The 23916-nt window shown below is 63.8% G+C and carries 24 protein-coding genes; 16 read left to right on the plus strand and 8 right to left on the minus strand.

Features of this window, described 5'->3' with window-relative positions; all coding sequences use genetic code 11:
• Positions 1-15 precede the first annotated feature (15 nt).
• The 4 genes from ACZYR5_RS21900 to ACZYR5_RS21915 are packed head-to-tail and all read right to left on the minus strand — an operon-like array spanning position 16 to position 3720.
• Positions 16-807 carry an ABC transporter permease gene (locus ACZYR5_RS21900; RefSeq protein ID WP_489091516.1) on the minus strand — a complete coding sequence of 264 codons (792 nt, stop codon included), beginning with the start codon at positions 805-807 and terminating at the stop codon, positions 16-18.
• A complete protein-coding gene (locus tag ACZYR5_RS21905) occupies positions 804-1544 on the minus strand; it encodes an ABC transporter ATP-binding protein (RefSeq protein ID WP_489091517.1) in 741 nt (246 codons plus the stop codon). Before ACZYR5_RS21905 ends, ACZYR5_RS21900 begins: the two co-directional genes overlap by 4 nt.
• Positions 1541-2500 (minus strand): YVTN family beta-propeller repeat protein, encoded by a 960-nt coding sequence (locus tag ACZYR5_RS21910; RefSeq protein WP_489091518.1) that lies wholly within the window; start codon positions 2498-2500, stop codon positions 1541-1543. The genes ACZYR5_RS21905 and ACZYR5_RS21910 overlap by 4 nt, the downstream gene beginning before the upstream one ends.
• A 35-nt stretch (positions 2501-2535) precedes the next feature.
• A complete protein-coding gene (locus ACZYR5_RS21915; RefSeq protein ID WP_489091519.1) occupies positions 2536-3720 on the minus strand; it encodes an ABC transporter substrate-binding protein in 1185 nt (394 codons plus the stop codon).
• A 157-nt stretch (positions 3721-3877) separates the two neighbouring features.
• Between ACZYR5_RS21915 and ACZYR5_RS21920 the strand changes: the two genes are divergently transcribed.
• The 3 genes from ACZYR5_RS21920 to ACZYR5_RS21930 are packed head-to-tail and all read left to right on the plus strand — an operon-like array spanning position 3878 to position 5900.
• On the plus strand, positions 3878-4000 hold the full coding sequence (locus tag ACZYR5_RS21920) for a hypothetical protein (RefSeq protein ID WP_489091520.1): 123 nt from the start codon (positions 3878-3880) through the stop codon (positions 3998-4000).
• A gap of 2 nt (positions 4001-4002) precedes the next feature.
• Positions 4003-5265 carry a HAMP domain-containing sensor histidine kinase gene (locus ACZYR5_RS21925; protein WP_489091521.1) on the plus strand — a complete coding sequence of 421 codons (1263 nt, stop codon included), beginning with the start codon at positions 4003-4005 and terminating at the stop codon, positions 5263-5265.
• The gene (locus ACZYR5_RS21930; RefSeq protein ID WP_489091522.1) at positions 5262-5900 is read left to right on the plus strand and encodes a response regulator; all 639 of its coding nucleotides are present in this window, start codon (positions 5262-5264) and stop codon (positions 5898-5900) included. Before ACZYR5_RS21925 ends, ACZYR5_RS21930 begins: the two co-directional genes overlap by 4 nt.
• A gap of 139 nt (positions 5901-6039) precedes the next feature.
• Here the strand turns inward: ACZYR5_RS21930 and ACZYR5_RS21935 are convergent, their stop codons facing one another.
• Together ACZYR5_RS21935 and exaA are read right to left on the minus strand one after the other, a co-directional pair.
• Positions 6040-6687, minus strand: a complete 648-nt coding sequence (locus ACZYR5_RS21935; protein WP_489091523.1) for a pentapeptide repeat-containing protein — start codon at positions 6685-6687, stop codon at positions 6040-6042.
• Positions 6688-6821: 134 nt separating this feature from the next.
• Entirely contained in the window at positions 6822-8711 is a 1890-nt protein-coding gene (gene exaA, locus ACZYR5_RS21940; protein WP_489091524.1) for a quinoprotein ethanol dehydrogenase, read from the minus strand.
• Positions 8712-8964: 253 nt separating this feature from the next.
• Between exaA and pedF the strand changes: the two genes are divergently transcribed.
• From pedF to ACZYR5_RS22005, 13 genes are all read left to right on the plus strand, one after another.
• Positions 8965-9426, plus strand: a complete 462-nt coding sequence (gene pedF, locus ACZYR5_RS21945; RefSeq protein WP_027616478.1) for a cytochrome c-550 PedF — start codon at positions 8965-8967, stop codon at positions 9424-9426.
• A gap of 3 nt (positions 9427-9429) precedes the next feature.
• Positions 9430-10305, plus strand: coding sequence for a substrate-binding periplasmic protein (locus tag ACZYR5_RS21950; RefSeq protein ID WP_489091525.1), 876 nt, complete (start codon positions 9430-9432; stop codon positions 10303-10305).
• A 12-nt stretch (positions 10306-10317) separates the two neighbouring features.
• The gene (locus ACZYR5_RS21955; RefSeq protein ID WP_489091526.1) at positions 10318-11079 is read left to right on the plus strand and encodes a quinoprotein dehydrogenase-associated SoxYZ-like carrier; all 762 of its coding nucleotides are present in this window, start codon (positions 10318-10320) and stop codon (positions 11077-11079) included.
• 16 nt (positions 11080-11095) lie between these two features.
• On the plus strand, positions 11096-12043 hold the full coding sequence (locus ACZYR5_RS21960; RefSeq protein ID WP_489091527.1) for a quinoprotein relay system zinc metallohydrolase 1: 948 nt from the start codon (positions 11096-11098) through the stop codon (positions 12041-12043).
• 395 nt (positions 12044-12438) lie between these two features.
• Positions 12439-14214, plus strand: a complete 1776-nt coding sequence (locus ACZYR5_RS21965) for a PQQ-dependent methanol/ethanol family dehydrogenase (RefSeq protein ID WP_489091528.1) — start codon at positions 12439-12441, stop codon at positions 14212-14214.
• Positions 14215-14437: 223 nt separating this feature from the next.
• Positions 14438-15958 (plus strand): acetaldehyde dehydrogenase ExaC, encoded by a 1521-nt coding sequence (gene exaC, locus ACZYR5_RS21970; protein WP_489091529.1) that lies wholly within the window; start codon positions 14438-14440, stop codon positions 15956-15958.
• A gap of 254 nt (positions 15959-16212) precedes the next feature.
• Positions 16213-16284, plus strand: coding sequence for a pyrroloquinoline quinone precursor peptide PqqA (gene pqqA, locus ACZYR5_RS21975; RefSeq protein ID WP_003253598.1), 72 nt, complete (start codon positions 16213-16215; stop codon positions 16282-16284).
• Between the two features lie 55 nt (positions 16285-16339).
• Positions 16340-17254 carry a pyrroloquinoline quinone biosynthesis protein PqqB gene (pqqB, locus tag ACZYR5_RS21980; protein WP_489091530.1) on the plus strand — a complete coding sequence of 305 codons (915 nt, stop codon included), beginning with the start codon at positions 16340-16342 and terminating at the stop codon, positions 17252-17254.
• Positions 17255-17390: 136 nt separating this feature from the next.
• The gene (pqqC, locus tag ACZYR5_RS21985) at positions 17391-18143 is read left to right on the plus strand and encodes a pyrroloquinoline-quinone synthase PqqC (protein WP_489091531.1); all 753 of its coding nucleotides are present in this window, start codon (positions 17391-17393) and stop codon (positions 18141-18143) included.
• Positions 18140-18412, plus strand: a complete 273-nt coding sequence (pqqD, locus tag ACZYR5_RS21990; RefSeq protein WP_489091532.1) for a pyrroloquinoline quinone biosynthesis peptide chaperone PqqD — start codon at positions 18140-18142, stop codon at positions 18410-18412. Before pqqC ends, pqqD begins: the two co-directional genes overlap by 4 nt.
• Positions 18390-19532, plus strand: coding sequence for a pyrroloquinoline quinone biosynthesis protein PqqE (gene pqqE / locus ACZYR5_RS21995; protein ID WP_489091533.1), 1143 nt, complete (start codon positions 18390-18392; stop codon positions 19530-19532). The genes pqqD and pqqE overlap by 23 nt, the downstream gene beginning before the upstream one ends.
• A 230-nt stretch (positions 19533-19762) precedes the next feature.
• Positions 19763-20926 carry an alcohol dehydrogenase-like regulatory protein ErcA gene (gene ercA / locus ACZYR5_RS22000; protein WP_489091534.1) on the plus strand — a complete coding sequence of 388 codons (1164 nt, stop codon included), beginning with the start codon at positions 19763-19765 and terminating at the stop codon, positions 20924-20926.
• Complete coding sequence (locus ACZYR5_RS22005; RefSeq protein WP_489091535.1) at positions 20910-22637, plus strand: PAS domain-containing hybrid sensor histidine kinase/response regulator; 1728 nt, start codon at positions 20910-20912, stop codon at positions 22635-22637. Before ercA ends, ACZYR5_RS22005 begins: the two co-directional genes overlap by 17 nt.
• Here ACZYR5_RS22005 and copD read toward each other — a convergent pair.
• Both copD and copC read right to left on the minus strand, forming a co-directional pair.
• Positions 22634-23494 (minus strand): copper homeostasis membrane protein CopD, encoded by an 861-nt coding sequence (gene copD / locus ACZYR5_RS22010; RefSeq protein WP_489091536.1) that lies wholly within the window; start codon positions 23492-23494, stop codon positions 22634-22636. The two genes, ACZYR5_RS22005 and copD, sit on opposite strands and share 4 nt — an antisense overlap.
• A gap of 3 nt (positions 23495-23497) precedes the next feature.
• Positions 23498-23863 carry a copper homeostasis periplasmic binding protein CopC gene (gene copC, locus ACZYR5_RS22015; protein ID WP_489091537.1) on the minus strand — a complete coding sequence of 122 codons (366 nt, stop codon included), beginning with the start codon at positions 23861-23863 and terminating at the stop codon, positions 23498-23500.
• Positions 23864-23916 lie beyond the last annotated feature (53 nt).

The raw sequence follows: 23916 nt of genomic DNA on the forward strand, positions 1-23916 counted from the left end.
CTACGGGGGGGGTGCTCAATTAGCCTTGCGCACCGCGGCATGCTGCGGATTGAACGTCAGCACCGCCAACAGCGCAAACACCAGCGTCAGTCCGGCGCACACCGCCAACGCCAGCGGATTGAAGCGTTCATACAAGGCAAACCGCACCAATTCCACCGCATGAGTGAACGGGTTGAGCGCACACAACCAGTACAACCATTCGCTGGATTCACGCATTTTCCACAACGGGTAAAGCGCCGAAGACAGGAAAAACAGCGGGAAGATCACGAAGTTCATGACCCCGGCGAAGTTTTCCAGTTGGCGGATCGCATTGGACAACAACAACCCCAGCGCGCTGAGCATCAGCGCCACCAGCAGCAACGCCGGCAACGCCAATAGCAAGCCAGCGGCGGGTGGGCGCACGCCGTACAGCCAGGCAATCGCCAGGAAGGCATACACCTGCAGCAGCGAGATCAACGCCGTTGCCAGCAGCTTGCTGCACAGCAGGAAGGTCCGTGGCAGCGGGCTGGTGAGCAGCACGCGCATGCTGCCCATCTCGCGGTCGTAGACCATCGCCAGCGAGCCCTGCATGCCATTGAACAGCAGGATCATGCAGGCCAGCCCGGGGATGATGTAGACCTCGTAGGGGATGTAGGTGTCGTAGGGTTCGATGATCGCAATGCCCAGCGCCGCGCGAAACCCGGCGGCGAACACCAGCAGCCACAACAGCGGGCGCACCAGGGCGCTGAGAAAACGCGTGCGCTGCAACACGAAACGCAGCCATTCGCGCAGCACGATGCCGCGCAGGCATTCCCAGTAGGCGCTCATGATGTGACTCCTGATGGGGCGGTGGTGGTCAGGCGGGTGAAGGCCGCGCCAAGGTCGCCGCCGTGGGCCTGACTGAGCACGGCCGCCTGACCGCTGGCGACCAGCCGGCCTTGATGGAGAATCAGCAAGTCGTCGCTGGGCTGCACTTCGTCCAGCAGGTGGGTGGTCCACAGCACGCTCAACTGCTGCTCGCGACACAGGGTGCGGATGTGCTGATTGAGCGCCAGCCGGCTGGCCGGGTCGAGGCCGACACTGGCTTCGTCGAGCAGCAGCAAGCGCGGTTCATGCAACAGCGCGCGGGCGATTTCCACGCGGCGCCGATGCCCGCCATTCAGTTCGCGGACCCGTTCGCGGCGTCGCTCCAGCAAGCCCTGGCGCGCCAGTTCGGCCTCGACCCGCAGCCCGCTCTGGCGCCGTGAAAGACCATGCAGGGCGGCGTGATAACGCAGGTTCTGTTCGACGCTAAGGTCGAGGTCGAGGGTGCTCTGTTGGAACACCACGCCCAATTGCCGCAAGGCCGCACCGGCGGCATTGCGCAGCGAACAACCGCCGACGCGGATGTCACCCTGCTGCAGATCATAGAGTCGGGTCAACAGCGCAATCAGGGTCGATTTGCCTGCGCCGTTCGGCCCGAGTAACGCAGCAAAGCGTCCCGGCGCCAGGCCGAAAGTGACCTGGCGCAGCGCCTGGCGGGCGCCGTAGGCAAAGCTCAGATCGCTGACGTCGAGGGCGTTCATGGGGTGACCACCACGCCCCAGGGATAACGCCCGACCTTCACCGACTTGATGACTTTGAGGCTGTCGATATCGATCACCGAGACATCGCCGCTGACCCCATTGGTCGCCAGCAGCTGCTTCTGATCCGGAGTGAATGCCATCTGCCAGACGCGCCGACCCACCAGCAGGTAGTCGAGAATTTCGAAGGTCTTGGCGTCGATCACCGCCACATGGTTGGCCGGGCCGAGGGCGACGAAACCATACTTGCCATCGACGCTGAGCTTGACCCCCACCGGCTGGACCTTGTCCGGGTGCACGCCCTTGATCGCGAAGTTGAGGGTCTTGAGCACGCTGCGGCTGGCCACATCGAGAATGGTCACGGTGCCGCCGATTTCTGCCGAGGCCCAGAGCTGCTTGCCGTCCGGAGAGAATTCGACGAAGCGTGGACGCTGGTCGACCAGGGTGCTGTCGGCCAGGGTCTGGGTGCTGGTGTCGATCCAGTGCAGCATGTTCGTGGTTTCGCTGGTGTTCACCGCCCACTTGCCATCGGGGCTGACCGCCATGCCTTCGGGCTCGACGCCAACTTCGATCTGCCCGAGCACCTTGGAAGTCTCGGTGTCGATCACGGTCACCAGCGCATCGTCCTCGTTGGACACATACAGCCAACGGTTGTTGGGGTGCAGGGCGAACTGCTCGGGGTCCTTGCCGGACGGCAGTTCCTTGATGATCTTGCGGGTCGCCACATCCATCACCTGGACCCGGTCCGAATCGCTGGCGCAGATGTACAGCAGCTTGTTGTCGTGGGACAGCAGCAGGCCGCGCGGGCGCTGGCCGACGGGCAGGGTCTCGGTGACTTGCAGGGTTTGCATGTCGATCAGGCTCAGGCTGTTGTCCTTCTCGTTGGAGACCCAGGCGGTGCTGGCCGCGGCATGCCCGGCGGCGAGCAACAGGGCGCAGGAAAGCAGGGTGCGGCGCATGGTGGATTCCTTTTTGTTGTTGTAGTGGGTGTCGATCAGGGAAAGCGGCAACTGACCTCGGCCTTGTCGTAGCCCAGGCTGTCCATTTCGTTGAAGGGGTGGAGGAAACCGTCCTGGGGCGAGGTGCTGACCAGCGCCCGTGGCTGGACGATCGGGATCGGTTGCCGCAATTGGCCATTCCACGGCCGATAGCTGAGCTTGCGGCCCTTGAAACCGTCCAGCGGCAACTGGTCGCTGAGCTCCAGCTGACGGATCGCCATCGGTTCGCTCTGGCGCAATTTGCTGACCGCACTGGCGATGCTGCGCACGGCGATCCAGGCGGCGAAATCACGGTCGTTCATCCAGCGTCCGGCGAGGGCTTCGAAGCGCTTTTGCAGTTGTGCGGCGCCGTAGGTTTCCACGGTCTTGTGCCAGCCTACCGGGGTCAGGCCCTGGGTGCCGGCGACCGGGCGCGGGTACCAGGTCTGGTAGGGCACGTACTCGCCGAAGTCGCCGCGCTCGTCGGCCACCAGTACCACGTCGTACTCGGCGGTCTGGGTGAACAGCGGCATATCGGCCTGGGCGCTGCGGCGCTGATCGTTGTCGAAGGTCCAGGCTTTTTCCGCCACCAGTTGCACGCCAAAGCGCTTGGCGGCGCGGCGCAGGGCGGCGGCATAGGCCTGGTCGTCTTCGGTGGGGCCGACGATCAGTAGCGCCCGCTGCCATTTGCGCACCACCAGGAATTGCCCGAGGGCATCGGCGAGCATGGCGCGGCTAGGCAGGCTGTGCAGCACGTTGGGCAGGCACTCGGTGCTGCGCAGGCGGTCATCGGCGCTGCCAGCGTTGAACAGCAGGCTGTCGGGCAGGGCGGCACTCAGTTGGCGCAGGCTGGCGGCCGGTGCGTTGATGACGAACAGGCGCAGGCCTTGGGCGTGCTGGGCCTGGGCGGCGGCGAGCAGTGCCTCTGGGCTGTCGACGCTGGCGCTTTCCAGGCTGTAGCTCTGGTTGAGAAAACGCCCGGTGCTGTTGCTGTCGGTGATTGCCAGTTGTGCGCCGCGCAGGCCGGCATCGCTGGGTTCGGGGATCACGTTGGACAACAGCGGGCCGGGATCGGGGCGGTAGCCGAGGTAGCCGATGCGCACCTGCAACGGCGCCTCGGCGGCCTGGCTGTGAGTCGCCAGCCCGGCGGCACAGGCAATCGCCAGCAGGTAGGTCAGGGCGTAGGGGACAAGCTGGCGCATGGGGCACTTCCTCTGGGGTAGCGCCAGCATAGGAAGGCCGCGACGGCCTGCAAATATGCAGAAAGTACCACTGGGGCAGTACCAAGGTAGTAACTCGCCGGGGGCGGCGCGGTTTTAGCATGGGGTTATGGCGGCTACCATCCGGAGGGGATCGACCATGCGAATTCTCAAGGCGTTGCTCCTGCCGTTGCTGCTGATCCTCAGCATGATCGGCATCGACCGGCTACACGGTGCACAACCGGCACCCTTGCGCCTGATACCGGCGAACGGCGGGCGCTAGGCATGTCGGCACTGTGGCGGATCAACCTGTGGGTCGGCGGCTTCTTTGCCCTGGTGACCCTGGCCTGCATGGGCGTGCTGCTGCACCAGGCGCTGGCGGACGTCGAGCGTGAGCTGCAATCGGCGCAGGCGGTGGTCGAGTACTTGAGCGACAGCGCCGAGCGTGACCCGGTCAGCCTGCAACCGCGCCTCACCGAAAGCCTGCGTCACGTGCGGGTGCAGTGGCTGCAAACCGGCGAGGTGCCGTCTTCGGCGAATCAGAGCGGGCTGGACGCCTGGCTCGGTCGACTGTTGTTCGCCGAGGCCCGACACAGTGCGCGGCTGCTGGATCTGGCGGACGGTCGGCGGGTACAGATCGCCCTCGATCCGCGGGATGAAATCGACGAAGTCTGGGACTCGCTGCAGCAGTTGCTGAGCCTGTGCGGCCTGGCGTTGCTGGTCAGTCTGTTGACCATTCGCTGGGCGGTCAGCCGTGGCCTGGGCCAGTTGCAGCAGTTGCAGCGGGCCATGCAGCAGGTCTGCGACGGGCAGCTCAAGGTGCGCCTGCCCACCGAGGGCGTGGCGGAAGCGCGGCAGCTGGCGACTCAGTTCAATCGCATGACCGAGGCCCTCGAGCAGGCCCGCGCCGACAACACCCACCTGACGCGCACCCTGTTGGCGGTGCAGGAGCAGGAACGCACCCATCTGGCGCAGACCCTGCACGACGACCTCGGCCAGTACCTGGCGGGCATTCGTGCCCAGGCCTGTCTGCTGCGCCTGGCGGCGGATCAGCCGGACACCGTCGAGCGCACGGTGCGTGAGCTGGAGCACAACTGCGAGCATTTGCAGCAGGGTTTCCGGGCGCTGGTGCGCGAGCTGTATCCGGTGGCTTTGCAGCACCTGCCGCTGGCTGCAGCCTTTGCCTTGCTGGTGGAGCAATGGCAGGGGCGCCAGGGCATCGAATGCGAGTTGCGGGTCGGTACGCAGCTGCCGCGGTTGAGCGTGCCGGACCAGGCCCACCTCTATCGCCTGCTGCAAGAGGCGCTGACCAACGTCGCCCGGCATGCCCAGGCCAGTCAGGTGCGGGTCCGTCTGCAGCAGCATGGCGGGTGCCTGCGTTTGCTGGTGCGCGACAACGGACGCGGCGCGCAAACGCCGCAACGGCCGGGTGTCGGTCTGTATTCCATGTTCGAGCGCGCCCGCAGCCTTGGCGGCGAGTTGCGCATCATCAGTCAGCCCGGCGCCGGATGGGCGCTGGCCTTGAGCATGCCTGTGGAGGCGTCATGAATATTCTGCTGGTCGATGACCACGCGGTGGTCCGCCAGGGCTACGCGAGCCTGTTGCGCGCGCTGTTGCCGGCGATCGAAATGCGCGAAGCGGCCACCGGTGAAGAGGCGCTGACCAGGGTGCAGGAGGCGGTGCCCAACCTGGTGATCATGGATTTCGGCCTGCCCGGCATCAGCGGCCTGGAAACCACCCGGCGCCTGCGCCAGCGCCTGCCGCAACTGCGGGTGCTGTTTTTCAGCATGCACGATGAGCTGCCCTTGGTGCGCCAGGCGCTGGATGCCGGGGCCTCGGGCTACCTGACCAAAAGCTCGGCGCCGGAAGTGTTGATTGAAGCGGTGCGCCGGATCCTCGCCGGTCACGCCTATATCGAACAACCCCTGGCCACCCAGCTGGCCTGCCACCCGCAACAGGACACCCGCGACCCGCGCCTGCAAAGCATGACCCAGCGCGAGCTGGAGATCTTCGTCATGCTCGCCAAAGGCACCCCGGCCCGGACCATCGCCGAGCAACTGAGCATCAGCAGCAAGACCGTGTCCAACCACCTGACGTTGCTCAAGAGCAAGCTGCAGGTGTCGTCCCATGCGGAGTTGGTGCACCTGGGGATTGATATGGGGGTGGTGCGGGTGGCGGGGTGATTTGGGGTGGCCTTGCACCAATATTGTGTCTGACACGGTGTAGGAGCTGGCTTGCCAGCGAAGGCGGCGGAACATCCGACGCAGGCGGTGACAGATATAGCGCCTTCGCTGGCAAGCCAGCTCCTACACAGGGGGTAATTCATCTATCCCAGGTCGTCGGGCAACCCTTGCACCCCTCCATATTCGCATCCTGGAAATTCCCGTAATGCTGGCGCGAACCGCTGAGGTTGGCCTGTTCCAGGTTGCTTTCACCGAACTTGGCTTCCTGCAGGTTGGCGTCGCCGAGGTCGGCGCCCTTGAGGTCGGCCTTGCTCAGCCAGGTCATTTCCAGGTCGGCGGCGCGCAGGTTGCTGTTGTGCAGTTTGGCCCCGGACAGGCGGGCGAATTGCAGGTAGGCGCCGCTGAGGTTGGCGTCCTTGAATTGCGCGCCCTGGGCAAACAGGCCCCAGCCCTGGATCGCCATCAGGTTGGCCCCGCTGAAGTCCGCCAGGCGTGCGTTGCTCTGTTGCAGGCTGGCACGAGCCAGGTTGGCGCCTTGCAGTTGGGCTTTTTCCAGGTTGGCCAGGTCGAGGCGGGCGTGGCGCAGATCGGCGTCGCGCAGGTCGGCGCCATTGAGGTTCATGTTGCGCAAGTCCTGATTGCTCAGGTTGGCCCCACGCAAATTGGCGCCGGGGCACTGGCTGTGGTCGGCGATGGTGCAGCCGTTGATGATCAGCGGGGCGTCGTCAGCGTCGTCGGCGTGGGCGGCGGTGAGACTCAGAAGGAGCAGCAGGGGTAGATAGTTCATCGCGAGTTTCTCGGAGGTGCCGATTTTCCCTGTAGGAGCCGGCTTGCCAGCGAAGGCGTCTTCAATGTTGATGCAAGACGTTGAGCCGCCTTCGCTGGCAAGCCAGCTCCTACAGGGTGTGTCAGCGAACAGGGTTAGCGTTTCGCCGTCTGGTTATCCCAGCTCGGAATCTTGAACACCCAGAACGAACCACCCTGTGCCACCGGTTTGGTCAGTTCGGCCATGTCGCCGCCCCACAACGGCACCGCGCCGCCGTAGCCGACGGTCACGCCGATGTACTGCTCGCCGTCCTGTTCCCAGGTGATCGGCGGGGAGACGATGCCGCTGCCGGTCTGGAACTTCCACAGCTCCTTGCCGGTTTTCGCGTCGAAGGCCTTGAAGTAACCGTCGCCGGTGCCGGTGAACACCAGGTTGCCCTTGGTCGCCAGCACGCCAGCCCACAACGGCAGCGCCTCCTTGTGCTCCCAGACCAGCTTGCCGGTGGTCGGGTTCATTGCCCGCAGGGTGCCGACGTGATCCTCGTACATGCGCTTGATGCGGAAGCCCATGCCCAGGTACGCCGAGCCCTTCTTGTAGTTGACCTCCTCGGTCCAGTACTCCTCCTTCCACTGGTTGCCCGGGATGTAGAACAGCCCGGTGTCCTGGCTGTAGGCCATGGGGTTCCAGTTCTTGCCACCGAGGAACGGCGGCGAGACCTCCACCGGCTTGCCCTTGGTTTCACCCGGCAGCGGCTTGGCCGGGCGCTGGCCTTCGTTCTCCACCGGACGCCCGGTCTTCAGGTCGATATGGCTGGCCCAGGTGATGTTGTCGACGAAGGGGAAGGCGTTCTGCAATTTGCCGTTGTTGCGGTCGACCACGTAGAAGAAGCCATTGCGGTCGGCGTGACCGGTGGCCTTGACCAGCTTGCCGTCCTTGTCCTTGTAGTCGAACAGCACCAGCTCGTTGTTGCCGGAGAAGTCCCAGGCATCGTTCGGGGTGTGCTGGTAGAACCATTTGACTTCGCCTGTGCTCGGATCGACGCCGACCTGGCCGGAGGTGTAGAGGCTGTCGTAGTCGTGGGGATTGCCGTCCTTGGAGGTGCGCGCCCAGGTGTTCCATGGGCCGGGGTTGCCGGCGCCGACGATGATGGTGTTGGTTTCCGCGTCGAAGCTTGCGCTCTGCCACGGAGCGCCACCGCCGTGGCTCCAGGCCTCGACCTTGCCGGTTTCGGTGGTCGGATCATCCGGCCAGGACGGCGCCTTGACGTCGCCGGTGGGGGTGCTGTCCTTGCCGTTCAGGCGGCCCATGTGGCCCTCGACGAAAGGCCGCATCCAGACCTCTTCGCCGGTCTCCGGATCCCGTGCATAGAGCTGGCCGACCACCCCGAATTCGTCGCCGGAGCTGCCGTGGATCAGCAGCACCTTGCCGCTGGTCTTGTCTTTGATCAGCACCGGGGCGCCGGTCATGGTGTAGCCGGCGGCATGGTCGCCGAACTTCTTGTTCCACACCACCTTGCCGGTGTTTTTATCGAGGGCGATCAGTCGCGCATCGAGGGTGCCGAAGTAGATCTTGTCGCCGAAGATCGCCGCGCCGCGGTTGACCACGTCGCAGCACGGACGAATGTTGTCCGGCAGGCGATGGTTGTAGGTCCACAGGCGTTTGCCGGTCTTGGCGTCGAGGGCAAACACCCGCGAGTAGGAGCCGGTGACGTAGACCACGCCGTCGCTGACGATGGCCTGGGACTCCTGGCCACGCTGCTTCTCGTCGCCGAAGGAATACGACCAGGCCGGGGTCAGCTTGAACACGTTCTGGTCGTTGACCTGGGCCAGCGGGCTCCAGCGCTGGGCGTTGGTGCCCATGCCGTATTGCAGCACGTCCTTGGTGGTCAGGTGATCGTTGGCGATGTCTTCCCAGGTCACTTTGCCCGTGCTGACGGGGGCTGTCGCGGCGTGGCTGGTGACGCCGACGGACAGGCTGCCGACCAGCAGGAATGCCTGCACGGCGACGGTCAGCGGGGAGAGGGCGGGTAGCGATCTTATTCTCATGGTTGCAGTTCCCAGTGGAGGTTTTGGCCTGCACAGGTTGCGGTGCCGGGCGCACGGCGGATACGGAAAAAGTCCCGCTGTTGTCGGGAAGACTTCCCGAGCCGCACCTGATTTGGGCGTGCACCTCAAGCCCTACTACCAAGGGAGTAGTACCCGACCACCAAAGCAGCATGGGGCATCCCGGCCGGGCTTTCTAAGATGGCTGCCATAGCCTCTGCCAAGAGGTTTTGCGTGCAATCCTGAGGGCATAACAATGACAACAAAACGCAACGCCGTGCTCGTAGTCGGGCTGCTGGCCGGCTTTATCTGTGCAGGTTCGACCTGGGCCCACGGCAACGTGGTACCGCAAGCGGTCGAGACCAAGGGGCTGACGCCAATCAAGGATGCCGGTGTAACGCTCAATGGCGATGGCTGGGCGGAGGTCAATCCGTACCGCAATTCGCCGGAACACGACAAGGCCGTCGAGATTGGTTCGTCGGCCTACAACCAGAACTGCGCGGCCTGCCATGGCCTGGAAGCCAAGTCCGGGGGCATCGCCCCTGACCTGCGCATGCTGGATGCCGGCGATGCCGGTGATGAATGGTTCGTCGAGCGGGTACGCCACGGCGCCGTGCGCGATGGCCGGGTGTACATGCCGAAGATGGCCGACTACCTGAGCCAGGAAGCGCTGTGGGCGGTACGGACCTATCTGGACAGCGTGCACGTCGAGGAATAAGCCATGCGCCTGCTGAGCCTGTTGATCGGTGCCCTGTGGCTGTGCTGCCAGGCGGCGCAGGCGCAGGTCCGTAGCTACGACCAGATGATCGCCGACGGCGAGCTGCAGGTTGCGGTGTACAAGGATTTTGCCCCCTACAGTTTCGAGGATGGCGGTCAGCCGCGCGGTGTCGACGTTGAACTCGCCGAGGCCCTGGCCAAGGCCCTGGGAGTGCGCCTGAAGCTGATCTGGGCGCCCGCCGGAGAAAAACTCGACGACGACCTGCGCGACTACATCTGGCGCGCCAGCCCGCTGCACAACCAGCAACTGGCCGACCTGATGATGCGTGTTCCCTACGACCACGATTACGCGCGCAAGCGCAACGAATTGGGTGAGCTGGAGAACGGCCATGTGGTGATGTTCGGTCCGTACCAGAACGAACAATGGCAGGTCGCTTACGACCGCCGGCGGCTGGACAAGGTCGCCAGTGTCGCGGTGTTCGAGCAGCATCCGATCGGCGTCGAAGTCGACAGCGTGCCTTCGTTCTACCTGACTTCGGTGTTCAACGGCATGTTGGCCAAAAGCACCCGCCACTACCCCGGCGTGCCCCAGGCATTTGCCGCGATGCGCGCCGGTGAGGTTGATGCGGTGATGGCGATGCGCGGTGAGATCGACTGGCAGGTGCATCAGGCCGCCGACCCGCAACTGGCCCTCGCCGAGAACGCCTACCCGAACATGGGCAAGCAGCTCTGGGAAATCGGCATGGCGGTGCACGAAAGCAATCGGCAGCTGGCCTATGCCGTCGAAGAGGCCCTGGAAGGCTTGATTCGCGACGGCACGCTCAAGGCCATGTATGGGCGCTACGGCCTGCGCTACGACGTGCCGGAGATGTATCAATAGGAGCAATAAATCATGAACTGGCGAGTGAGTTGGGTGTTGGCCTGCTGGCTGCCGTTGCTGGCAGAAGCCGCGCAGATCGACCCGGGAAAGGATCCGGTGCCCTCGGTGATGTGGGATTTCTACCACAAGCAGATGCTCGGCGACGCGCCGTTCGTGTTCGATGAGCGGGTCAAGCTGCTTGCGCCACCCTTTGCCGAAGACGCGCGTCAGGTGCCGCTGGAAATCGATGCGCGGGCGTTCAAGGGCGACGTGGTGCGCATCCTCGCCTGGGCCGAGCTCAATCCCTTGCCGAAAATCGTCGACTTCCAGCCGCTGGAGCGGGTGCTGCCGTGGCTGTCGATCCGCATCCGCATCGAGCAGGCAACGCCCTTGCGTGCGGCGGTGCAGACCCGCGATGGTCTGTGGCATGTCGGCTCGACCCTGATCGATGCTGCGGGCGGCGGCTGCACCGCGCCGAGCGTGGTGCGTACCGAACCGGGGTGGGAGGAGCATGTCGGCGAAGTGCTAGGCGGCCGTTATCCGCGCGGTGACTTCAGTCGCCTGCGCCTGCAGGTGGCCCATCCGATGGACAACGGCATGGTCTCCGGCATCCCTGAATTCTTCCTCAATCATGCCGAATTGCGTGGCGCCGACGACCAGTTGCTGGCGCGTCTGGAGCTGTTCCCGGCGGTCAGTGAGAACCCCAACCTGGGCTTCGATCTCGAAGGGGCAGGGCAGACGCAACTGCTGTTGCGTGACAACAGCGGCAACCAATTCACTGCAGCCATACCCTGAGCCCAAGGAGCCCGCCATGCGCTGGATGCTGCTGTTCTGCCTGTCGTTGAGCCTGCCGGTGTGGGCCGATCTCGACTATGCCCTGACACCGCGACAGATCGCTGCCGATACCTGGTTGCTGGAAGGCAGCACGGCCAATTTCGCCAAGGACAACGGCGGCAATATCGTCAACACCGGGTTCATTGTCACCTCGGCCGGCGTGGTGGTGATCGACACCGGGCCGTCGAAGCGCTACGGCGAAGCCATGCGCAAGGCCATCGCCACGGTCACCGACAAACCGGTGATCGAGGTGTTGCTGACTCATCACCATCCCGACCATGTGCTGGGCAACCAGGCCTTCAGCGATGTGCCGATTGGCGCGATGCCCGGCACCACCGCGTTGCTGCAGCAGCAGGGCGAGGCCATGGCGCAAAACATGTACCGCATGGTCGGTGACTGGATGCGCGGCACCGAAGTCGTACTGCCGACCCAGGTCATCGAGCCGGGTCTGAAAAGTTTTGGGAATCACGATTTGCAATTGCTGAGCCTGGGTGGGCATACCGGCGCAGATCTGGCTATTCTCGACCAGCAAACCGGCGTGCTGTTTGCCGGCGATCTGGTGTTTTATCAACGCGCCCTGACCACGCCCAACAGCCCGGGGCTGGCGGTGTGGCTGGCGGATATCGCCACCTTGCAGGGCCTGGGCTGGAAGCTGATCGTACCCGGCCACGGCCCGCTCGCCAGCGATGCCAGGCCCTTCGAGCAGATGCGCGACTACCTGGGCTGGCTCGATCAGTTGCTGCGCGACGGCGCTGCCAACGGCAGCGACATGAGCGAAATGATCCGCAGCCCCATCCCCGAGCGCTTCGCCGCCATCAGCCTGAGCCGCTACGAACTGATCCGCAGCGTCAGCCACCTGTACCCGCGCTATGAGCGCAAACAGATGACACGCGTCGACTCCACCGCCGAACACACCCCCCTGTAGGAGCTGGCTTGCCAGCGAAGACGGGATATGTCTCACCGCCGGTGTTGGATGTTCCGCCGCCTTCGCTGGCAAGCCAGCTCCTACGGGTTTGCATTCCAACGCCAGGTTTTGCGTGCGATTACGGATTTGCATTCCAACGCCAGGTTTTGCGTGCGATTGCGGGTTTGCATTCCCATGCCAGGTTTTGCGTGCGATTGCGGGTTTGCATTCCCATGCCAGGTTTTGCGTTCCATTGCGGATTTGTATTCCAGCATTACGATCACGCACCGACCCCATACCAAGGAACTAGCAATCTCCACACTGCGGGCAATTGTTGGCCCGGCGCCCTGGCTCAAGAATCTGCACCAGACCGGGAAAATTTCCCGGGTATAACAAAAACCGCAGAGGTAGCCGTCATGACACAACCCGCACGTCGCCAGCCCTTCGTCCTGAGCCTGCTGCTCAGTGCCATGCTGTTGTCCGGCCAGGCACTGGCCGCCGTCAGCGACCAGGACATTCTCCAGGACCCGAAAAACCCGGAGCAGATCGTCACCAACGGTCTGGGCGTCCAGGGTCAGCGCTACAGCCCGCTCGACACCCTCAACGTCAACAACATCAAGGACCTGCGTCCGGCCTGGGCGTTTTCCTTTGGCGGTGAGAAACAACGCGGTCAGCAAGCCCAGCCGATGATCAAGGATGGCGTGATGTACCTGACCGGTTCCTACTCGCGGGTGTTCGCGGTGGACGCACGCACCGGCAAGAAACTCTGGCAGTACGATGCACGGCTGCCCGATGACATCCGTCCGTGCTGTGACGTGATCAACCGTGGCGTGGCGTTGTACGGCGACCTGGTGTTCTTCGGCACCCTCGACGCCAAGCTGGTGGCCTTGAACAAGGACACCGGCAAGGTGGTGTGGAGCAAGAAGGTCGCCGACCACAAGGAAGGCTACTCGATCAGCGCCGCGCCGCTGGTGATCAACGGCAAGCTGATCACCGGGGTCGCTGGTGGCGAGTTCGGCGTGGTCGGCAAGATCCAGGCCTACGACCCGAAAAACGGCGAGCTGCTGTGGATGCGTCCCACCGTCGAAGGGCACATGGGCTATGTGTACAAGGACGGCAAGGCGATCGAGAACGGCATTTCCGGTGGCGAGGCGGGCAAGACCTGGCCCGGCGATCTGTGGAAGACCGGCGGCGCGGCGCCGTGGCTGGGCGGCTACTATGATCCGGAAACCAACCTGCTGCTGTTCGGCACTGGCAACCCGGCACCGTGGAACTCGCACCTGCGTCCTGGCGACAACCTCTATTCCTCGTCGCGCCTGGCCCTCAACCCGGATGACGGCACCATCAAATGGCACTTCCAGAGCACGCCCCACGACGGCTGGGACTATGACGGGGTGAACGAGCTGGTGTCGTTCAACTACAAGGAAGGCGGCAAGGAAATCAAGGCCGCCGCCACCGCCGACCGCAACGGTTTCTTCTACGTGCTGGACCGCACCAACGGCAAGTTCATCCGTGGCTTCCCGTTTGTCGACAAGATCACCTGGGCCACCGGCCTCGACAAGGACGGTCGGCCGATCTACAACGACGCCAGCCGCCCGGGCGCGCCGGGCAGCGAAGCCAAGGGCAGCTCGGTGTTCGTCGCACCGGCCTTCCTCGGCGCGAAAAACTGGATGCCGATGGCCTACAACCAGGACACCGGACTGTTCTACGTGCCGTCCAACGAGTGGGGCATGGACATCTGGAACGAAGGCATCGCCTACAAGAAAGGCGCGGCGTTCCTCGGTGCCGGCTTCACCATCAAGCCGCTCAACGAAGACTACATCGGCGTGCTGCGGGCCATCGATCCGAAGACCGGCAAGGAAGTCTGGCGCCACAAGAACTTCGCGCCACTGTGGGGCGGAGTCCTGACCACCAAGGGCAACCTGGTCTTCACCGGCACCCCGGAAGGCTACCTGCAGGCGTTCAACGCCAAGACCGGCGAAAAGGTCTGGGAATTCCAGACCGGCTCCGGCGTCCTCGGCTCGCCGATCACCTGGGACATGGACGGCGAGCAATACGTCTCGGTGGTCTCCGGCTGGGGCGGCGCGGTGCCGCTGTGGGGCGGCGAAGTGGCCAAGCGGGTGAAGGACTTCAACCAGGGCGGCATGCTCTGGACCTTCAAGTTGCCGAAAGAGTTGGTGGCCAAGCACTGAGGCAACACACCTTGTAGGAACTGGCTCCCGCTTGCGGCTTGCCAGCGAAGAGGCCCTTCAGGCATGTATCGCCATTGAAGACGCCTTCGCCGGCAAGCCGGCTCCTACTACCAAATAACGAGAGCCCCTCCTGCCAACGGCGCATACGTCTGGCACGCGGGGCTCTCTACTATCGGTGCATCGCCTGTTTCCCCGACAGGCTTCGACCCAACAGAGGCTCACCATGATCTACGCACAACCCGGTACACCAGGCGCCGTCGTTTCGTTCAAACCACGTTATGGCAACTTCATCGGCGGTGAGTTTGTCGCCCCGATCAATGGCGAGTACTTCACCAACACCTCGCCGGTCACCGGTGAAGTGATCGCCGAGTTCCCGCGCTCCAGCGCCGCCGACATCGAAAAAGCCCTCGACGCCGCCCACGCGGCCGCCGATGCCTGGGGCAAGACCTCGGCCCAGGACCGTTCCCTGGTGCTGCTGAAAATCGCCGACCGTATCGAGCAGAACCTGGAAGTCCTCGCCGTCACCGAAACCTGGGACAACGGCAAGGCGGTGCGCGAAACCCTGAATGCCGACGTGCCGCTGGCCGCTGACCACTTCCGCTATTTCGCCGGCTGCATCCGCGCCCAGGAAGGCGGCGCCGCAGAAATCAACGAGCTGACCACCGCCTACCACTTCCACGAGCCGCTGGGTGTGGTCGGGCAGATCATTCCGTGGAACTTCCCGCTGCTGATGGCCGCCTGGAAACTCGCCCCGGCCCTGGCCGCCGGCAACTGCATCGTGCTCAAGCCGGCCGAGCAGACGCCGCTGTCGATCATGGTCTTCGCCGAGCTGATCGCCGACCTGCTGCCGCCTGGCGTGCTGAACATCGTCCAGGGCTTTGGTCGCGAAGCCGGTGAGGCCCTGGCCACCAGCAAGCGCATCGCCAAGATCGCCTTCACCGGCTCGACGCCAGTGGGCGCGCACATCATGCATTGCGCCGCCGAGAACATCATTCCGAGCACCGTCGAGCTGGGCGGCAAGTCGCCGAACATCTTCTTCGAAGACATCATGAACGCCGAGCCGCAGTTCATCGAGAAGGCCGCCGAAGGCCTGGTGCTGGCGTTCTTCAACCAGGGCGAGGTGTGCACCTGCCCATCCCGCGCCCTGGTACAGGAGTCGATCTACGAGCCATTCATGGCCGAGGTCATGAAGAAGATCGTCAAGATCAAGCGCGGCAACCCGCTGGACACCGAGACCATGGTCGGCGCCCAGGCCTCCGAGCAGCAGTACGACAAGATCCTCTCGTACCTGCAGATTGCCCAGGAGGAGGGCGCGCAACTGCTCACCGGCGGTGCGGCCGAGCGTCTTGAAGGCGATCTGTCCAGCGGCTATTACATCCAGCCGACGCTGCTCAAGGGCCACAACAAGATGCGTGTGTTCCAGGAAGAAATCTTCGGCCCGGTGGTGGGTGTCACCACGTTCAAGGACGAAGCCGAAGCCCTGGCCATCGCCAACGACAGCGAATTCGGCCTCGGCGCCGGGCTGTGGACCCGCGACATCAACCGCGCCTACCGCATGGGCCGGGCGATCAAGGCCGGGCGCGTCTGGACCAACTGCTACCACCTGTACCCGGCCCACGCCGCGTTTGGTGGCTACAAGAAGTCCGGGGTCGGCCGTGAGAACCACAAGATGATGCTCGACCACTACCAACAGACCAAGAACCTGCTGGTGAGCTACGACATCAATCCGCTCGGATTCTTCTAGTCTTCAAGAACACCGTTTCCCCCTGTAGGAGCGGGCTTGCCCGCGAAGACGCCGGCACATTCAATATCAATGTTGAATGTGTAATCCTCTTCGCGGGCAAGCCAGCTCCTACAGTTTTGTGCTCTGTGCAAGACCTGCAACACCCCCTACCAAATCACCCCGCAACCTCCTTCCAAAGTAGCATTCGGTCACCTCGGCGCCCCGTGCATTAATGCCTGTACCGGAATCGCCCGGCACAAGAAGAGGAATGACCCATGTGGACTAAACCCGCGTTTACCGATCTGCGCATTGGCTTCGAAGTGACGATGTATTTCGCCAACCGTTGATTGTTCACCCGGCCAGCCGTTGCGTTGGCCGGGCCTGCCTTGTGGAGCGATGTTCATGCAGATCCGCGTTCTCGGTTCCGCCGCCGGTGGTGGTTTTCCGCAATGGAACTGTAACTGCCGCCAGTGCGCCGGCGTGCGCAACGGCAGCCTGCGGGCGCAGCGACGCACCCAGTCGTCCATTGCCTTGAGCGACAACGGTGTCGATTGGCTGCTGTGCAATGCATCGCCGGATATTCGTGCGCAACTGGAAAGCTTCCCGGCGCTGCAGCCGGCGCGTCAGTTGCGCGACACGGCGCTGGCCGGGGTGATCCTGATGGACAGCCAGATCGATCATTGCACCGGCCTGCTGAGCCTGCGCGAAGGTTGCCCGCACGCGGTGTGGTGTACCGAGCGGGTGCATCAGGACCTGAGCAGCGGCTTCCCGCTGTTCAACATGCTCGCGCACTGGAATGGCGGCCTGCAGTGGCAGCCCGTTGGCCTGGATCGCGAGCCCTTCAGCATTGGCGCCTGCCCGGACCTGAGCTTTCGCGCCATCCCGTTGGTGAGCAACGCGCCGCCCTATTCACCGAACCGGGGCAACCCGCAGCCGGGCGACACCATTGGCCTGTTCATCGAGGACCAACGCAGCGGCAAGGCGCTGTTCTACGCCCCGGGCCTTGGGCAGATCGACGACGAACTGCTGGGCTGGATGGACCGTGCCGATTGCCTGCTGCTCGACGGCACGCTGTGGCGCGATGACGAAATGCGCCTGAGCGGCGTCGGCCAGAGCCTGGGCCGCGACATGGGCCACCTGGCGCAAAGCGGGCCGGGCGGGATGCTTGAAGTGCTGGAGGGGTTTCCTCGTCAGCGCAAGGTGCTTATCCATATCAACAACACCAATCCGATCCTCGACGAAGACTCCGCTGAGCGGGCGCTGTTGCAGCGGCGGGGGATCGAGGTGGCGTATGACGGGATGAGTATTGTGTTGTAGCTGCTGGCCCATTCGCTGGCAAGCCAGCTCCTACGGGGATGGGTGTGCACAAGTTCTGATTTCACCCAAACCCTTGTAGGAGCTGGCTTGCCAGCGAAGAGGGCCTTCCAAACAATAAAAATCCAGGAGAAACCTGATGCCCTCAGCCCCCATGCCCCCCGCCGAATTCGAGGCCGCCCTGCGTGCCAAGGGCGCCTATTACCATATCCACCATCCCTTCCACCAAGCCATGTACGCTGGCCGCGCTACCCGCCGGCAGATCCAGGGCTGGGTCGCCAATCGCTTCTATTACCAGGTCAACATCCCGCTCAAGGACGCCGCAATCCTCGCCAACTGCCCCGACCGCGAGGTGCGCCGCGAGTGGTTGCAGCGCATCCAGGACCACGACGGTGCACCGGGCAGCGAGGGTGGCATCGAAGCCTGGCTGCGGCTCGGTGAAGCGGTGGGCCTGGATCGGCAGCAGATCCTCTCCCAGGAGTTGGTGTTGCCCGGCGTACGCTTCGCCGTCGATGCCTACGTCAACTTCGCCCGCCGTGCCTGTTGGCAGGAAGCCGCCAGCAGCTCGCTGACCGAACTGTTCGCCCCGCAGATCCACCAGTCGCGCCTCGACAGCTGGCCAACGCACTACCCGTGGATCGACGCCGCCGGCTACGACTACTTCCGCACCCGCCTGGGCCAGGCGCGGCGCGATGTCGAGCACGGCTTGCGCATCACCCTGGCGCACTACACCACCGTCGCCGGCCAGCAACGCATGCTGGAGATTCTGCAGTTCAAGCTCGACGTGCTGTGGAGCATGCTCGACGCCATGAGCATGGCCTACGAGCTGGAGCGCCCGCCGTACCACACGGTGACCGCGAGTAACGTCTGGCACCGGGGGATTACCCTGTGAGTCTGATCCAACGTCAACAGGTGCCGGCCTTGCGCCGAGGATTTCGCCTGCAATGGGAACCGCGCCAGGACTGCCATGTGCTGCTGTACCCCGAGGGTATGATCAAGCTCAATGGCAGCGCCGGGCAGATCCTCGCGCTGCTCGACGGCCAGCGTAGCGTCAGCGCGATCATCGAGCAGTTGATCGAAAGCTTCCCCGGCGTACCCGGGATCGATGAAGACGTGCTGGCATTCCTGGAGGTCGCCCATGCGCAGTTCTGGATCGAATGAAACACTGCCCGGTCCGCCGCTGTGGTTGCTGGCGGAGCTGACCTATCGTTGCCCGTTGCAATGCCCGTATTGCTCCAATCCGCTGGACTTTGCCCGCCATGGCGAGGAACTGAGCACCGAGGAGTGGATCCGGGTATTTCGCGAGGCGCGGGACATGGGCGCCGCGCAGTTGGGTTTTTCCGGTGGCGAACCGCTGGTGCGCCAGGACCTCGCCGAGTTGATCAAGGCCGCGCGCGACATGGGTTACTACACCAACCTGATCACCTCGGGCATCGGCTTGACCGAGCAGAAAGTCCGAGACTTCAAGGTGGCCGGGCTGGACCACATCCAGATCAGTTTCCAGGCCGCCGACGAAGCGGTGAACAACATGCTCGCCGGTTCGCGCAAGGCCTTCGCGCAGAAACTGGCGATGGCCCGGGCGGTGAAAGCCCAGGGTTATCCGATGGTGCTGAACTTCGTCACCCACCGGCACAACATCGACCACATCGAGCGCATCATCGAGCTGTGCCTGGAGCTTGAGGCGGACTTTGTCGAGTTGGCCACCTGTCAGTTCTACGGCTGGGCCGAACTCAACCGGGTCGGCCTGCTGCCGACCCTCGAGCAGTTGCAGCGCGCCGAAGCCGTGACCAATCTCTATCGCCAGCGCCTGGAGGCTGAAGGGCACCCCTGCAAGCTGATTTTCGTCACCCCGGACTATTACGAAGAGCGCCCGAAGACCTGCATGAACGGCTGGGCCAACCTTTTCCTCGACATCACCCCCGACGGCACCGCGCTGCCATGTCACAGCGCGCGGCAGTTGCCGGTGGCCTTTCCCAACGTGCGCGAGCACAGCATCGCGCACATCTGGAACGATTCGTTCGGCTTCAACCGCTTTCGTGGCGATGCCTGGATGAAGGAGCCGTGCCGCTCCTGCGATGAAAAACACAACGACCTCGGTGGCTGCCGGTGCCAGGCGTTCATGCTCACCGGCGACGCCGAAAATGCCGACCCGGTGTGCAGCAAGTCAGCGCATCACGGGGTCATCCTCAAGGCCCGGGAAGAAGCCGAGGCGCCAGGGCAGGGGATCGAACAACTGACGCTGCGCAATGAAAAGACCTCGCGGTTGATTTTTCGCGGATAAACCCGATTTTGATCCTGTGAATGCGCCCCTGTAGGAGCTGGCTTGCCAGCGAATAACCCGAGAGCGCCGCATACCTACAGGATGCTCGCGTCATCGTTGACGTTTTTCGCTGGCAAGCCAGCTCCTACAGGGGGCAACGCCTGCTCCCCACCATTTGGTCGCATTGCATTCGCCCACGGATGCTTTAGTGTGGCGGTTACATTCCAATACAATAAAAAACAGGCTTTCCAATGAGCCAGAGTCTCAGTCAACTGCGTAAATTCGTTTCACCGGAAATCATTTTCGGTGCCGGCTGCCGGCACAACGTCGGTAACTTCGCCAAGAGTTTCGGCGCGCGCAAGGTACTGGTGGTCAGTGATCCCGGGGTGATCGCCGCCGGTTGGGTGGCGGATGTGGAGGCCAGCCTGCAGGCGCTGGATATCGATTACTGCCTGTACAGCGACGTATCGCCCAACCCACGGGTCGAAGAAGTCATGCGTGGTGCCGAGCTGTACCGCGAGAACCAGTGCGATGTGATTGTCGCGGTCGGTGGCGGCAGCCCGATGGACTGCGGCAAGGGCATCGGCATAGTGGTGGCCCACGGGCGCAGCATCCTCGAGTTCGAGGGCGTGGACACCATTCGCGTGCCGAGTCCGCCGCTGATCCTGATTCCGACCACCGCCGGCACCTCGGCGGACGTCTCGCAGTTCGTGATCATTTCCAACCAGCAGGAGCGCATGAAGTTCTCCATCGTCAGTAAGGCGGTGGTGCCTGACGTGTCGCTGATCGACCCGGAAACCACCCTGAGCATGGACCCGTTCCTCTCGGCCTGTACCGGCATCGACGCGCTGGTGCATGCGATCGAGGCGTTCGTCTCCACCGGCCACGGCCCGCTGACCGATCCCCATGCGCTGGAAGCGATGCGCCTGATCAACGGCAACCTGGTGCAGATGATCGCCAACCCCCACGACATTGCCCTGCGCGAGAAAATCATGCTCGGCAGCATGCAGGCCGGGCTGGCGTTTTCCAACGCGATCCTCGGCGCCGTGCACGCCATGTCCCACAGCCTCGGCGGCTTTCTCGACCTGCCCCACGGCTTGTGCAACGCGGTGCTGGTGGAACACGTGGTGGCGTTCAACTACAGCTCGGCGCCGGAGCGTTTCAAGGTGATCGCCGAGACCTTCGGCATCGATTGCCGTGGCCTCAATCACCGGCAGATCTGCGGGCGTCTGGTGGAACACCTGATCGCCCTCAAGCACGCCATCGGCTTCCATGAAACCCTGGGCCTGCACGGGGTCAGCACGGCGGATATTCCGTTCCTGTCGCAGCACGCGATGGACGATCCGTGCATCCTCACCAACCCCCGCGAATCCAGTCAGCGTGATGTCGAGGTCGTTTATGGCGAAGCCCTCTGACCAGCAGCAACAGGCGCTGGCGGGGTTACTGGGACTGGGCAACCACTCGACGCGCAAGAGCCATTACCCAGAATTGGCGGCGCGTTTGCAGGAGCTGGAAGCCGAACGCAATCGCTACAAGTGGCTGTTCGAAAACGCCGTGCATGGGGTGTTCCAGGCCAGCTTGCTGGAGGGCATGCGCGCGGCCAATCCGGCGCTGGCACGAATGCTCGGCTACGACGATCCGCAGGACGTGCTGTTCTCCCTGACCGACCTGGCCGGCACCCTGTTCGTCGGTGGCGCCCGTGAGCTGGAGCAGATCGGCCAGATCCTGCAGCGCGAACGCAGCCTGCTGGCCTATGAAACCCAGCTGCGGCGCAAGGACGGCAGTCATGTCGATGTGCTGATGAACCTGCTGCTCAAGCCCGACCAGCAAGGTCTGGTGGAAGGTTTCGTCGCCGACATCACCGAGCGCAAGTTGGCCCAGGAACACCTGCAGCAACTCAACGATCAACTGGAGCAGCGGGTCGCCGCGCGCACCGACGAGTTGCTTGAGGCCAACCGCAACCTGCAACAACAGATCACCCAGCGCGAGCAGATCGAGCACGACCTGCGCGATGCCCGCGATGCCGCCCAGGCCGCCAACCGCAGCAAGGACAAGTACCTGGCGGCAGCCAGCCATGACCTGCTGCAACCGCTGAACGCCGCGCGCCTGCTGATCTCCACATTGCGTGAACGACGCCTGCCCGAGGTCGAGCAGGTGCTGGTGGAGCGCACGCACCAGGCGTTGGAAGGGGCGGAGGACCTGCTCACCGACCTGTTGGATATTTCCCGTCTGGATCAGGCGGCGGTGAAACCCGATGTGGCGCTGTATCGCCTCGACGAACTGCTCGGGCCGCTGGTCTCGGAGTTCCAGTCGGTGGCCCAGGCGGCCGGGCTCAATCTGCGCGTACGCATGGGCGACTACGCGATTCGCACCGACTTGCGGCTGATGACGCGGATCCTGCGCAACCTGCTGAGCAATGCCTGTCGCTACACCGATGACGGCAGCATCCTGCTGGCGGCCAGGCGCCGTGGCGACAAGCTGCGGCTGGAAGTCTGGGACACCGGGCGCGGGATCGCCGCCGACCGGCTCGAAGCGATTTTCCTCGAGTTCAACCAACTGGATGTCGGCCGCGCTGCCGATCGCAAGGGTGTCGGCCTGGGCCTGGCGATTGTCGAGCGCATCGCGAAGATTCTCGGCTACCCGGTGCAGGTGCATTCTCGTCCGGGGCGCGGCTCGCGGTTCAGTATCGAGGTACCGATTTCTATCGAAGTGCCGCTGCCCATCAGCCTCGCAGTGCCGCAAGCGAGCACCGGCAATCCGCTGCCGGGACGGCGCCTGCTGGTATTGGACAACGAGGTGAGCATCCTGCAGAGCATGGGTGCATTGCTTGGGCAGTGGGGCTGCGAAGTGGTCACCGCCACCGACGAAAGCTCGGCCCTGAACAACCTGCAAGGCCGGGCGCCAGAACTGATCCTCGCCGACTATCACCTCGATCATGGGGTGGTGGGCTGTGACGTGGTGCGGCATTTGCGCGAGCATTTCCAGCAGGTGATCCCTGCGGTGATCATCACCGCCGATCGCAGCGATCAATGCCGACGCTCATTGCAGCAGCTGGAAGCGCCGCTGCTCAATAAACCGGTGAAGCCGGGCAAGCTGCGTGCCGTGTTGAGTCAGTTGCTGGCCTAACCGGCGATCATCGGCGGTAGCGTGCCGAGCAACGCCACCGCCGCCACCGCGCCGAGCCCCAGCAGCCACTCGAGCTGCACGCTGGCACGCAATACGCCCAGGCGTTGCTGGCACTGATCGATGCGCAGCCGGTTGAACAGCGCCAGGCCGAGCATCGCCAGTACCAGCAGTACCTTGATCATCAGGATGAAGGCAAAGCCGGACAGCAGCGGCGTTGGCCAGAAGGCGCCGGTGAGCACCCGCACGTTGATCAGCCCCGTGATGATCAAGCCCGCCACCAGCCCGTAGCCGACCCCACTGAAACGCCGCAGGATGGCGCCCAGGTCCTGCCCCTCAGGCTGGCGCAGGATCAGCACCAGCATTAGCAAACCGCCGAGCCAGGCGGCAACGCAACTGAGGTGGGCGATCTGATTGAGGATCAACAACTGCCCGCTGAGGCCGTCGAGCATGGCGCCGTGGCCGATCGGAGCGAGGGTCGCCAGCAACAGCGCGCCGAGGCTCAGGCGCGGCCAGTGTTGCGAATGCCAAGGCGTCCACAACAGCGCCAGCAGTAGGGCGTTGAGCAGCAAATGCCAGCGCCAGACCTGGCCGAAAAAGGTCTTTTCGAGGACCAACTCCAGCGTCGGTGCATCCACCTCCAGCAGCGTTGAACCGGCCATGTTGGCGCTGATCAGCCACAACCAGCCGACGCCACTGAGCAGCGCCAGTGCGCTAAAACAGCGAGCCAGGCGCAGCAAGCGCCGATCCAACAGCGGGGCATTGACCTTGATCAGTAGCGGTCGAAACAGCCAGGCACCGAACAGGGTCAATACCAGGCTGAAATGCGCAAAGCGCAACAGCACCATGCCGTCGATCATGGTTTATTCGCCGATCTTGAAGCCGTAGCTGCCGTTGCTCTTGTGGGTGTCGACTGAAAGCGCATTCCATTGCACCTGATAGCTGCCAGGCGCCAGAGGTGCCACCGGAGTCACCACCAGGGTCTTCTTGTCGCTGCCTTCGGTGACGATGTTCTTGACCGGCACCGCGACGCCATCCTTGCTGAGAGTGACCTTGGTGAAGGCCGCTTCGATGCCCTCGGAAAACACCAGGCGCAATTCGGTTGGCGCGCTGACGGTGCTGTCCGCCGCCGGGGTCTGTTCTTTCAGGTGGGCGTGGGCCCATACCGATGAAGCCGCCAGCAGAGAGCCGAGCAGGGCGGCAGTGGTCAGGGCTTTCTTCAGAAGCATGTGGGGCACCTTTGAGTGATGGAAAAAACTGAGTTTAACGTCGGCTGGCGCAG

Source organism: Pseudomonas sp. F007, assembly GCF_057814275.1.

What these genes read in the sequence shown, in the direction of transcription:
- ACZYR5_RS21905 (WP_489091517.1), bottom strand. Translation starts at nt 1,544, where the DNA reads ATGAACGCCCTCGACGTCAGCGATCTGAGCTTTGCCTACGGCGCCCGC.
- ACZYR5_RS21930 (WP_489091522.1), top strand. Translation starts at nt 5,262, where the DNA reads ATGAATATTCTGCTGGTCGATGACCACGCGGTGGTCCGCCAGGGCTAC.
- ACZYR5_RS21915 (WP_489091519.1), bottom strand. Translation starts at nt 3,720, where the DNA reads ATGCGCCAGCTTGTCCCCTACGCCCTGACCTACCTGCTGGCGATTGCC.
- ACZYR5_RS21965 (WP_489091528.1), top strand. Translation starts at nt 12,439, where the DNA reads ATGACACAACCCGCACGTCGCCAGCCCTTCGTCCTGAGCCTGCTGCTC.
- ACZYR5_RS21925 (WP_489091521.1), top strand. Translation starts at nt 4,003, where the DNA reads ATGTCGGCACTGTGGCGGATCAACCTGTGGGTCGGCGGCTTCTTTGCC.
- ACZYR5_RS21920 (WP_489091520.1), top strand. Translation starts at nt 3,878, where the DNA reads ATGCGAATTCTCAAGGCGTTGCTCCTGCCGTTGCTGCTGATCCTCAGC.
- exaA (WP_489091524.1), bottom strand. Translation starts at nt 8,711, where the DNA reads ATGAGAATAAGATCGCTACCCGCCCTCTCCCCGCTGACCGTCGCCGTG.
- pqqE (WP_489091533.1), top strand. Translation starts at nt 18,390, where the DNA reads ATGCGCAGTTCTGGATCGAATGAAACACTGCCCGGTCCGCCGCTGTGG.
- ercA (WP_489091534.1), top strand. Translation starts at nt 19,763, where the DNA reads ATGAGCCAGAGTCTCAGTCAACTGCGTAAATTCGTTTCACCGGAAATC.
- ACZYR5_RS21960 (WP_489091527.1), top strand. Translation starts at nt 11,096, where the DNA reads ATGCGCTGGATGCTGCTGTTCTGCCTGTCGTTGAGCCTGCCGGTGTGG.
- pedF (WP_027616478.1), top strand. Translation starts at nt 8,965, where the DNA reads ATGACAACAAAACGCAACGCCGTGCTCGTAGTCGGGCTGCTGGCCGGC.
- ACZYR5_RS21955 (WP_489091526.1), top strand. Translation starts at nt 10,318, where the DNA reads ATGAACTGGCGAGTGAGTTGGGTGTTGGCCTGCTGGCTGCCGTTGCTG.
- copD (WP_489091536.1), bottom strand. Translation starts at nt 23,494, where the DNA reads ATGATCGACGGCATGGTGCTGTTGCGCTTTGCGCATTTCAGCCTGGTA.
- pqqB (WP_489091530.1), top strand. Translation starts at nt 16,340, where the DNA reads ATGCAGATCCGCGTTCTCGGTTCCGCCGCCGGTGGTGGTTTTCCGCAA.
- ACZYR5_RS21950 (WP_489091525.1), top strand. Translation starts at nt 9,430, where the DNA reads ATGCGCCTGCTGAGCCTGTTGATCGGTGCCCTGTGGCTGTGCTGCCAG.
- ACZYR5_RS21935 (WP_489091523.1), bottom strand. Translation starts at nt 6,687, where the DNA reads ATGAACTATCTACCCCTGCTGCTCCTTCTGAGTCTCACCGCCGCCCAC.
- ACZYR5_RS21900 (WP_489091516.1), bottom strand. Translation starts at nt 807, where the DNA reads ATGAGCGCCTACTGGGAATGCCTGCGCGGCATCGTGCTGCGCGAATGG.
- exaC (WP_489091529.1), top strand. Translation starts at nt 14,438, where the DNA reads ATGATCTACGCACAACCCGGTACACCAGGCGCCGTCGTTTCGTTCAAA.
- ACZYR5_RS22005 (WP_489091535.1), top strand. Translation starts at nt 20,910, where the DNA reads ATGGCGAAGCCCTCTGACCAGCAGCAACAGGCGCTGGCGGGGTTACTG.
- copC (WP_489091537.1), bottom strand. Translation starts at nt 23,863, where the DNA reads ATGCTTCTGAAGAAAGCCCTGACCACTGCCGCCCTGCTCGGCTCTCTG.
- pqqC (WP_489091531.1), top strand. Translation starts at nt 17,391, where the DNA reads ATGCCCTCAGCCCCCATGCCCCCCGCCGAATTCGAGGCCGCCCTGCGT.
- ACZYR5_RS21910 (WP_489091518.1), bottom strand. Translation starts at nt 2,500, where the DNA reads ATGCGCCGCACCCTGCTTTCCTGCGCCCTGTTGCTCGCCGCCGGGCAT.